The 9,793-nt window shown below is 63.7% G+C and carries 12 protein-coding genes and 1 pseudogene; 10 read left to right on the top strand and 3 right to left on the bottom strand.

Annotation, left to right across the window (positions count from 1 at the left end; genetic code table 11):
* Positions 1 to 157, bottom strand: a pseudogene (locus AAFM29_RS13420) (energy transducer TonB); the annotation flags it as partial.
* Between the two features lie 368 nt (positions 158 to 525).
* On the opposite strand from AAFM29_RS13420, the gene AAFM29_RS13425 reads away from it, so the two are divergent.
* The 3 genes from AAFM29_RS13425 to AAFM29_RS13435 all read left to right on the top strand — a co-directional run bounded on the left by AAFM29_RS13425 (position 526) and on the right by AAFM29_RS13435 (position 3,146).
* Positions 526 to 1,359, top strand: coding sequence for a hypothetical protein (locus AAFM29_RS13425; protein WP_341713296.1), 834 nt, complete (start codon positions 526 to 528; stop codon positions 1,357 to 1,359).
* Positions 1,360 to 1,429: 70 nt separating this feature from the next.
* Complete coding sequence (locus AAFM29_RS13430) at positions 1,430 to 1,843, top strand: thioesterase family protein (protein WP_341713297.1); 414 nt, start codon at positions 1,430 to 1,432, stop codon at positions 1,841 to 1,843.
* Positions 1,836 to 3,146, top strand: coding sequence for a homoserine dehydrogenase (locus AAFM29_RS13435; RefSeq protein WP_341713298.1), 1,311 nt, complete (start codon positions 1,836 to 1,838; stop codon positions 3,144 to 3,146). Before AAFM29_RS13430 ends, AAFM29_RS13435 begins: the two co-directional genes overlap by 8 nt.
* Here AAFM29_RS13435 and AAFM29_RS13440 read toward each other — a convergent pair.
* On the bottom strand, positions 3,100 to 3,696 hold the full coding sequence (locus tag AAFM29_RS13440) for a hypothetical protein (RefSeq protein ID WP_341713299.1): 597 nt from the start codon (positions 3,694 to 3,696) through the stop codon (positions 3,100 to 3,102). The two genes, AAFM29_RS13435 and AAFM29_RS13440, sit on opposite strands and share 47 nt — an antisense overlap.
* Before the next feature lie 98 nt (positions 3,697 to 3,794).
* Here AAFM29_RS13440 and glpX point away from each other — a divergent pair, with 98 nt between their 5' ends.
* Together glpX and AAFM29_RS13450 are read left to right on the top strand one after the other, a co-directional pair.
* Positions 3,795 to 4,769 (top strand): class II fructose-bisphosphatase, encoded by a 975-nt coding sequence (gene glpX / locus AAFM29_RS13445; protein ID WP_341713300.1) that lies wholly within the window; start codon positions 3,795 to 3,797, stop codon positions 4,767 to 4,769.
* Positions 4,770 to 4,861: 92 nt separating this feature from the next.
* Positions 4,862 to 5,797, top strand: coding sequence for a ribose-phosphate pyrophosphokinase (locus tag AAFM29_RS13450; protein WP_341713301.1), 936 nt, complete (start codon positions 4,862 to 4,864; stop codon positions 5,795 to 5,797).
* Positions 5,798 to 5,800: 3 nt separating this feature from the next.
* On the opposite strand, the gene AAFM29_RS13455 is transcribed toward AAFM29_RS13450, so the two are convergent.
* Positions 5,801 to 6,742 carry a helix-turn-helix domain-containing protein gene (locus tag AAFM29_RS13455; RefSeq protein ID WP_341713302.1) on the bottom strand — a complete coding sequence of 314 codons (942 nt, stop codon included), beginning with the start codon at positions 6,740 to 6,742 and terminating at the stop codon, positions 5,801 to 5,803.
* A 156-nt stretch (positions 6,743 to 6,898) separates the two neighbouring features.
* Between AAFM29_RS13455 and AAFM29_RS13460 the strand changes: the two genes are divergently transcribed.
* The 5 genes from AAFM29_RS13460 to AAFM29_RS13480 form a co-directional block, all read left to right on the top strand.
* Positions 6,899 to 7,687, top strand: a complete 789-nt coding sequence (locus tag AAFM29_RS13460) for an inositol monophosphatase family protein (RefSeq protein ID WP_341713303.1) — start codon at positions 6,899 to 6,901, stop codon at positions 7,685 to 7,687.
* Positions 7,684 to 8,427 (top strand): SDR family oxidoreductase, encoded by a 744-nt coding sequence (locus AAFM29_RS13465; protein ID WP_341713304.1) that lies wholly within the window; start codon positions 7,684 to 7,686, stop codon positions 8,425 to 8,427. The genes AAFM29_RS13460 and AAFM29_RS13465 overlap by 4 nt, the downstream gene beginning before the upstream one ends.
* Positions 8,428 to 8,694: 267 nt before the next feature.
* The gene (gene rpmI / locus AAFM29_RS13470) at positions 8,695 to 8,898 is read left to right on the top strand and encodes a 50S ribosomal protein L35 (RefSeq protein WP_341713305.1); all 204 of its coding nucleotides are present in this window, start codon (positions 8,695 to 8,697) and stop codon (positions 8,896 to 8,898) included.
* A gap of 29 nt (positions 8,899 to 8,927) precedes the next feature.
* Positions 8,928 to 9,287, top strand: a complete 360-nt coding sequence (rplT, locus tag AAFM29_RS13475) for a 50S ribosomal protein L20 (protein ID WP_341713306.1) — start codon at positions 8,928 to 8,930, stop codon at positions 9,285 to 9,287.
* 107 nt (positions 9,288 to 9,394) lie between these two features.
* Positions 9,395 to 9,793 (top strand): DUF6597 domain-containing transcriptional factor (locus tag AAFM29_RS13480; protein WP_341713307.1); only part of this gene is annotated, 399 nt, incomplete at its 3' end.

Genomic DNA, 9,793 nt, shown 5'->3' on the forward strand with positions numbered 1-9,793 from the left:
CCTCAATATCGATCGTGGTCACGCGCTCGATGATCTTCGTCGCCGCCTCATAGGCAAGGCCGGTGATCAGCGCATAACCGAGAGCAATATGGATGAGGGCAACAATGATGATCGCGACAACGCGATTGCCGCTCATCTGTTGGTCAGCATAAGCCATTCGGTCGCTTCACTCCATCGGTCGTCCCGGCAGGTACCGGGATCGATTAGGCTTCCAGCCGGAGGTTAGGGGCCCCGCGGCTGCAGCCATGCTTAACTTCAGAACGTCGTTGCAACCCTTATGCTACGACGACGCAGGAGACCTGAAGTTCCCGACAGAACCCCAAGACCTCTCCCCCAAGCAATATTGTATCATAGCCTGGGCCCGGCCCGACCCTTTAGCTACGATGCAGGACCTCCGCAATCGCTTTGTCGGTTAACCGCGGATTCAGTGGATGGTGGGGAAACCGGGAAAAACGTCGCTATACAGCCCTTGTCCGAGCGAATCGGATCATGGTTTGAACAGACTCCAGCTTCGAAAAGAACGACATGCCCATCAGCCGCCCCTTCATTCCTGCCATTCTCGCTCTAAGCCTATGCAGTTCAACGGTAGCCCTGGCACAGGGGGCGCCTGGGCCGGCGCTGACATACGCCGATATCGTTGGCCTGGCCGACGGAACGCCCCTGGTGATCAAGGCGCAGATCCGCAGCCAGGTTGCCGTTGGGCCTGAACGGTCGCCCGGGCTGGCCGCTGGTCATGTGCGTCTCTATATAGAAGCGAGGACGACCGCGCTCATCGCCGGCTCGGTCCCGGTCGGCGAATCGCTGGCCTATCTCGTCGACGTCCCGCTGGATGCCAATGGCAAGCCACCCAAGCTCAAGAAGGCTGAAGTGATCCTGTTTGCACGACCGGTGACCGGTCGGCCGGGACAACTCCAACTGATCAAGCCTGACGCGCAATTGCCCTATTCTGCGGAATTCGAAGCCCGTCTGCGACCGGTGCTCGCCGCTCTCGTTGCACCCGACGCGCCTCCGCGGATTACCGGGGTTCGCGATGCCCTGGCTGTCGAGGGTACGCTGGTCGGCGAGTCGGAGACGCAGCTGTTTCTCGACACGGCGAATGACGGGCCGGTTTCGGTGACCGTGGTTCGCCGCCCGAACCAGGCTCCACGCTGGGGTGTATCCTGGTCGGAGATTGTCGATCAGGCCGCGCGCCCTCCGCGACCGGGGACGCTTGCTTGGTATCGCCTCGCCTGCGCTTTGCCGGAACGGTTGCCGCAGCAGGCCAATCTGTCGCGTGACGCGCGTGCACGCTCGCTGGCCATGCAGGATTATGCCTTTGTCATGCAGCAGCTTGGCCCATGCCAGCGCACGCGTGACTGACAGTTTCGGCTTGACGGACGCCAAGACAAACTGGTTCCCACCCCTACCCTGGCTGCGCTAGGGCGCGGCGATGAAGCCGTTCAGCCATACAATTCGCGTACGCTATGCAGAGGTCGATCCGCAGGCGGTCGTGTTCAACTCTCGCTATCTTGAATATGCAGACGTCATCGTCACGGAGTATTACCGCGACTGTCGTTCGCGCGGCATGCCGGCCGATATGGAATTCCACGTTCGCCGGGCCGAAGTCGACTTTATCGCTCCCATCCGCCTCGATGAACTGATCGAAGGGCGGCTGGTGGTTTCGCGGGTCGGGAATTCGAGCGTCGAGAAGCGCATTACTTTCCATGGCGAGGATGGTTCGCTGCGCGCTGAGGTCGTCCTGGCCGTGGTCCATGTCGACCTGGCTACCGGCAAGCCTGTCCGCGTACCCGATACGGTGCGCGCGGCCTTCGGTTTCGCTGCCGAGGAGGCCGCGCATGGCTGAGCCGCTGCGTATCGCACTCGCCGGGCTCGGTACTGTCGGTGTTGGCGTGATCCGCCTGCTCGAAACCAATCGCGATGTCGTCGAACGCCGTGCCGGTCGTGCGATCCAGGTGGTCGCGGTCAATGCGCGCGATCGCGGCAAGGATCGTGGGATCGACCTCGCCCGCTACTCCTGGGTCGATGACATGCAAGCCATGGCGGAACGCGCGGATGTCGATGTGGTGGTCGAACTGGTCGGCGGTGCCGATGGCCCGGCACTGTCGTTGGCCCGGGCCGCGCTCGATGCCGGCAAGGGTCTGGTCACCGCGAATAAGGCGATGGTAGCGCACCACGGCATGGAACTGGCCGAGCTCGCGGCGATCAAGGGCGCGCCCTTTGCTTTCGAAGCGGCAGTCGCGGGCGGTATCCCGGTGGTCAAGGGCCTGCGCGAAGGGACTGCAGCCAATGAGCTGACGCGGATTTACGGCATCCTCAACGGCACCTGCAATTATATTCTCTCCGAAATGGAGCGCACTGGGGCCGATTTCGGCGCCATGCTCACGGCGGCCCAGGACAAGGGCTATGCCGAGGCTGACCCGTCCTTCGATATCGAAGGCGTCGATGCCGCGCATAAGCTGGCGATCCTGGCTGCCATCGGCTTCGGGACCCGGATCGATTTTGAGGCTGTCCGCACGACAGGGATCACCGAGGTGCGTGCCACCGACATCGCCCAGGCCGACGCGCTTGGCTATGTCGTGCGCCTGGTCGGGGTGGCTACGCTGTCCAAGGGTGACGATGGCAGCGCCCAACTGCTGCAACGCGTGCAGCCCTGCCTGGTGCCATTCCGCCATCCGCTCGGCGCCGTGACGGGTCCGACCAATGCGGTTGTGGCCGAGGGTGACTTCGCCGGGCGGCTGCTGTTCCAGGGCGCCGGGGCTGGCGACCGGCCGACCGCCAGCGCGGTCGTCGCCGACCTTATCGATATCGCTCGGGGGCAGGCGGGTGCACCCTTCTCGGTTCCCGTCGGCCAGCTCGAGGCATGCAAGGCTGGCGACCCGGGCGAGCGGGTGGGCCGTGACTATATCCGCTTTACCGTGGCCGACCGTCCCGGCGTTCTGGCCGAGATAACCGCGGCGATGCGCGATGCAGGCGTGTCGATCGAAAGCCTGATCCAGCGTGGCCGCGACCACGAAGGCGGTGAAGTGCAGGTTGCCATGGTGACGCATGAGGGGCCTGAGCGCAGCGTCACCCAGGCGCTGACCCTGCTGGAAGGCTCGCCTAGTCTGACGGCTCCTCCGCTGGTGATGCCGATCCTTCGGGACTGATCTCCGCTTCATCGTTGACCGGTGGCAGGCCTAACTGTTCGGCCCGCGCTGCGCGCTCGGCGGCGGCATCGCGACCCAAGGGCGGCAACCCGCGCGAAATCCGGTCTGCGTCCGATCCCGGAGGAGCTTCGGGCAAAGTCGAGAAGTCGATGATATAGGCAGGTGGCGGCGGGCAGGGATTCAGGCCGATCCCGCAAAGTCCCCCAACGGTCGCAGGGCCCTGGAAGATGCCTGGCCCATCGACATTGGGCGTGCGCAGGTCGCCCGCATTCATCGTTTCCCGGGCGTAGCGATTCTGCGCCGCTTCCTTGTCATATCCGTACTTCGAGCCGTCCGAGCGCCTGCGACAGACGATGATTTCGCCGGATATCGACGCGGCTTCCTGTTCCGCGCTGCAATCCTCGAGCGGGGCTTCCTCTGCCGGCGGGATAAGCAGGTCGATCCGGTTGGGCGGCGTACCCTGCTGGCTTTCCTGCTCCACTTGCGCTGCCAGCGGCCCGCAAAGGGCAAGCGCCAGCCAGGGCAAGACCCGCAGCACTCGTCTCGACAATGCCATTTCCCCTGTCTATCGGCCCGTTGCATACGAATTCGCGCTCCGGGGCAATCGCGTTACCAGCCCAGCTACACCGTTGAGGGACTTAACCGCTTATGAACTCGCCTGCCGACAATCCTCTCGACCGGGTCCTCGTGCTTGAGATGGTGCGCGTCACCGAAGCCGCAGCTGTCGCTGCATCGAAGCTGATCGGACGCGGTGACGAGAAGGCGGCCGATGCTGCCGCGGTCGAGGCCATGCGCAAGGCCTTCGACACGCTCTATATGGATGGCACGGTCGTGATCGGCGAAGGCGAACGTGACGAGGCGCCGATGCTGTTCATCGGCGAAAAGGTTGGCGGTGCGCCGGGCAAGGGGCCGAAGATCGACATCGCGCTCGACCCGCTCGAAGGCACGACCATAACCGCCAAGGCGGGCCCCAATGCCCTGGCCGTGCTGGCCGCCGCCGAAGAAGGTTGCCTGCTCAACGCACCCGACGTCTATATGGACAAGCTGGCAGTCGGACCCGGCTATCCCGACGGGATCATCGATCTGGCCAAGTCGCCTACCGAAAACGTCAAGGCGGTCGCTGCGGCCAAGGGCGTCGAGCCGGCGGATATCATCGTCTGCGTGCTTGACCGACCCCGCCATTCCGACTTGATCGCAGAATTGCGCGGGCTCGGCTGCGGCGTGGTGCTGATCGGCGACGGCGATGTCGCCGGCGTGATCGCGGTGACCGACGAGGATACGACGATCGACATGTACATGGGCCAGGGTGGCGCGCCTGAAGGTGTGCTCGCCGCAGCTGCGCTGCGCTGTGTCGGCGGCCAGTTCAACGGGCGACTGGTGTTCCGCAACGAGGACGAGAAGGCGCGCGCGCGCAAATGGGGCATCACCGATTTCGATCGCATCTACACTCGGGACGACCTGGTGAAGGGCGATTGCATCTTCGCCGCCACAGGGGTCACCTCGGGCTCGCTGCTCGATGGCGTGAAGTACCTGCGCGACGGCCGCATGACGACCGAAAGCGTGGTGATGCGCGCATCCAGCGGCACGGTCCGCTGGATCAGGGGCGAACACCGCCCCAAGTAAGCGCCTGATGGGGGAATCGCTCCCTTCGCATGTTGCGTTTCCGTGACTCTCGGCTAGGCGGGGCGCACAGCTGACCGACGGGGATTCGCCGCATGAAGATCATGGCCGCCAACTCGAACCTGCCGCTCGCGCGGGCGATCGCCGGTTATCTCGAACTGCCGCTGGTCGATGCCCAGGTGCGTCGCTTCGCCGATGAAGAAATCTTCGTCGAGATTCACGAGAACGTCCGCGGCGAAGACGTCTTCGTGGTCCAGTCGACCAGCTATCCGGCGAATGATAATCTGATGGAACTGCTGATCTGCATCGATGCGCTGCGCCGCGCTTCGGCCAAGCGGATCACTGCCGTGGTTCCCTATTTCGGCTATGCCCGGCAGGATCGCAAACCTGGTCCGCGCACGCCGATCTCGGCCAAGCTGGTCGCCAATCTGATTACCGAGGCCGGGGCCGATCGCGTCCTCGCGGTCGATCTGCATGCCGGGCAGATCCAGGGCTTCTTCGATATCCCGACCGATAACCTCTTCGCCGCGCCGGTGATGGCGGCGGATATTCAGGCGCGCTATGGCGACCAGGCATTGATGGTGGTTTCGCCCGACGTTGGCGGCGTGGTTCGCGCCCGCGCGCTGGCCAAGCGGCTCGACAATGCCCCGCTGGCAATCGTCGACAAGCGCCGTGATCGCCCGGGCGAATCCGAGGTGATGAATATCATCGGCGAGGTGAAGGGCCGTCACTGCATCCTGATCGACGATATTATCGATTCGGGCGGCACGCTGTGCAATGCCGCGCAGGCACTGCTCGATGAAGGCGCAAGCTCGGTCGCGGCCTATATTACCCATGGCGTGCTGTCGGGCGGTGCGGTGGCGCGAGTCGACGGGTCGGCACTCAAGGAACTGGTCATCACCGATACGATCCGGGCGACCGATGCGGCGCAGGAATCGGACAAGATCCGCATTCTCACAATTGCTCCGCTGATCGGCGAAGCGGTCCGGCGTATCGCCGACGAAAGCTCGGTCAGCTCGCTGTTCGACTAGGTTTCATTCGTGCGGTTCGGCCTCCGGATCGCGCCATGGCTCGATAGTATTCGGTGGCACCAGTGCCAGTGCCTGTACCCGCCGTGCCTGTCGCACTTCGAGATTGAGCCGTAGCAGCGGGTGCTGGTCGGTCTGCAGCTGCCTTGGTGTGCAGTCGAAGAAATGACGCATTTCGCGGATCTGGTGCGACTGGTCGAAATAGCGCAGCCGCAGCGCCGCCTCTTCTTCCTCCATCGCCACGCCCAGGAGCGCCGAGGCGAGGTCGAGTGCGCGTGCGCGGCGCCGCACCTGGCGCGGGCTCATGCCGAAGTCCCGCAGAACGACCCGCTCGAGCGTGCGCGGTGCCACGCCGTGCTGGTCGGCGAAATTGCGAAGCTTGAACGACGGGTCGGCGAGCAATTGCCGTTCGAACGCCACCGACAGCGGGTCGGGTGGGCGTGTGTCATGCTTGGAAAGGAATCGGCGTAATTCTTCTTCAAATGTGGCCAGCCATTCCTGCGGCTGTCCGGTTGGATCGAAGCGCGAGCTCAGCCGGCCATGGCCCACCAGGGCATCGAAATCGAGGATCCGATCGAGCACCTCGGTCTGCGGTGGGTTGCCCAGCGCGGTGGTTGCGCCGGGGGTCAAATGCACGGTGATGACCTTGAAATTGCCCTCGGCGGTGATTGGCAGGATTCGCGATTGCGGTCCAAAATAGAGCGATATTCCCGCTTCGCCCGGTTCAAACACCTTCAGGCCGTCGCGCGTTTGCGCCGTCCATCGACCGCCAAACATGATGCGCAGGCAAGTGTGATCATTGAGCATGCCGCAGGATATCTTTGCCCCGGCCGGCAGCTCGGCATCGGTGGCGCTGAACCAGGTGAACCACGGCGCAAGATCGCTGGCCGGCGCATGATTGAAGGCAAGCGGTTGCCCGTCGCGCGTGCGACCCGTGTGCGACGTCAACGCCGCAGGTTCCTGACCTGGCCCTGTTGTCAACGCGCCATTGCTCCCCGAAGGCACGAAGCGTCTGTCATGATCATATCAACCCTTGGCGTGGATGCCAGTTCCCGACCGCAAAAGATCATGGTCAGCATGCCCCCACACTGGTAGCGGCGCGGTATGACCACTTCGCATGATATTGCCCTCGCCAACCGGCTTGCCGACGCGGCTGGCGCCGCGATCCGTCCGCTGTTTCGCGGTGCCAGCTGGCAGGCCGAACAAAAGGAAGACCATTCTGCGGTTACGATCGCCGACCGGGCCGCCGAAGAGGCGATGCGCAAGATCCTCGACAGTGAACGCGCTGCCGACGGGATCATTGGCGAGGAATATGGCAGCGTGCGCGAAAGCGCCGCCCGCCAATGGGTGCTCGATCCGATCGATGGCACGCAAAGCTTTGTCGCCGGGCGCCCGATCTTTGGGACCTTGATTGCGCTGTTGCAGGACGGCTGGCCTGTGCTGGGAGTAATCGACCAGCCGATACTGGGTGAACGCTGGGTGGGTGCGATCGGTGAAAGCACCACTTTCAATGGAAAGCCCGTCCGCACCCGGGCTTGCGGCGCATTGGAGGGCGCATCGGTTGCCACCACCAGCCCGCATTGCTTCGCCGAAGCCGAGGTCGACGCCTATCTGCGGGTCGTGGCCAAGGCCTATCCGCGACGTCCATTCCCCGTCTATGGCGGCGACTGCTACAATTACGCGCTGCTCGCCAGCGGGCATCTCGATCTGGTTATAGAGAGTGGCCTCAAGCTCCACGATTATGCAGCCTTGGTTCCCGTAGTCGAAGGCGCAGGCGGCATGATGAGCGACTGGCAGGGCCACCCACTCGATGCGGGGAGCGATGGCAGCGTGTTGGCGTTGGGCGATCCGGCGCGGCTCGAGGACGTGCTCGAGGCGATGGCGGGCGCATGAGCCTGCCGCTCGTCGGTCGCGTCGCGCTGGTCACAGGGGCTGCGCGCGGGCTTGGACTGGCGATCGCCGGGAGGCTCGCAGAAGATGGTGCGGTGGTTTGGCTCAATGGCCGCGATGCGGCGGCGCTGCAGGCGGCGGCGAACGCTATCGAGGGTGATGCTCGTGTCATGGCTTTCGATATCGCCGATGACGCAGCGAGCGAGGCGGCCTTTGCGCGGATCGCGAGTGAGACCGGGCTCGACATCCTGGTCAACAATGTCGGGAATCGCGATCGCAGGCCGATGGTCGAGATGGATCGCGAGGCCATGCGGGCCATGCTCGAAACCAACCTCGTCGCACCGTTCGACCTGGCACGTCGTGCGGCGGCCCTGATGCGGACACGCGGTTATGGTCGCATCGTCAATATCACCTCGATCGCAGCGGAGATCGCGCGCGGCGATGTCGCTTATACCGCCTCAAAGGGCGGGCTCGCGGCGTTGACCCGCGCACTGGCGGCGGAACTGGGATCCGACGGGATCACCGTCAATTCGGTCTCGCCGGGTTATTTCGCGACAGAGGCCAACGCCGCCATGGTCGCGGATCCAGCGATTGCGGATCACCTTGCCCGCCGCACGTCGCTGGGCCGCTGGGGCAATCCGGGGGAAGTTGCCGGCGCGGTCGCTTTCCTGGCTTCTCCCGAAGCATCCTATATCACCGGCCATTCGCTCAGCGTCGATGGCGGCTATCTCGCGCATTTCTGAGCGCGGCTTCTTTCCTACCCTTCGCTCGATCGCGAAGATGGCTGGGTTGTTTGCCGTGACCGGCTCCCGAGGGGATTCGAGTTTCAGGACCCTGTTCCATCCATTCCATCCTTCAGTCTCATCGGCGCAAAGCTGAACGACTGGAGACTTGCATTCCCGTGCGGAATCGCTAAACGCGCGCCCTTCACCGACACGTGATTCATCCGCCTGCCTGGCTGAAAGGGCTGCCAGGGCCGGTTCGGACGTGTCTCTGACTAGGAGATGAAAATGCCCAAGCTGAAGACCAAGAGCGGCGTGAAGAAGCGCTTCAAGCTCACCGCCACGGGCAAGGTCAAGCATGGTGTCGCCGGCAAGCGCCACCGCCTGATCAGCCACAATGCCAAGTACATCCGCCAGAACCGCGGCACCTCCGTCCTGTCCGAATCGGACTTCAAGGCGGTGAAGAAGTGGGCCCCCTACGGCCTCGACTGAGCCCGTTTCGAGTTTAGGAGTACTAGAGCATGTCCCGTATCAAGCGCGGCACTACCACCCGCCAGAAGCACAAGCGGATTCTCGACCAGGCCAAGGGCTATCGCGGTCGCCGCAAGAACACCATCCGCATCGCGCGTCAGGCCGTCGAAAAGGCCGGCCAGTATGCCTATCGCGATCGCAAGATCAAAAAGCGCAACTTCCGCGCCCTGTGGATCCAGCGCATCAACGCTGCTGTCCGTGCGGAAGGCCTGACCTATTCGCAGTTCATGCACGGCACCAAGCTGGCCGGCATCGAACTCGACCGCAAGGTCATGGCCGATCTCGCCATGAATGAAGGCGCTGCCTTCAAGGCGATCATCGCGCAGGCGAAGGCCGCTCTTCCCGCCTAAGCGGTTCGAGCAATCCGAACATGAAGGGCGTCCCGTTCAGGGGCGCCCTTTTTCGTTCGCTTGTCGCGATGGTACAAGTCGCTAGAATGCGCGCAGGAGGTTGTGTGGTGATCAGAGACAACCGGGTCAAGGTACGGTTTTTCGCGCCACCGGCGGACCTCGCACCTTGCATTTCGGTCCTCTATCGCATGGAGATCGACCTGCCCGAAGGGGAGGTGATGACCGACTACCTGCATCCCGAATGGTGCAATCTTCGGTTTTTTGCCCGCAATCTGCCGCGTGCTGAAGTCGCCGACGGGACGACGATCCATGGGAAGCGGTTCCTTGCAGCCGGACCCAGTTCTTACCCCACACGTTTCCAGATCGGCGCTACCCGCATGTGGGGGCTCGGCCTCCTTCCGTTGGGCTGGGCGCGCTTTATCGGTGTTCCCGCTGCTGACTTTGCCAATACCGCTGCGGATGGCGAAGCTGAGGCGGCCTTCGCGCCGTTCGCCCCATGGTGTGAT

Origin of the sequence: Erythrobacter sp., assembly GCF_038133525.1 — a bacterium.
Classification (GTDB): Bacteria; Pseudomonadota; Alphaproteobacteria; order Sphingomonadales; family Sphingomonadaceae; genus Qipengyuania.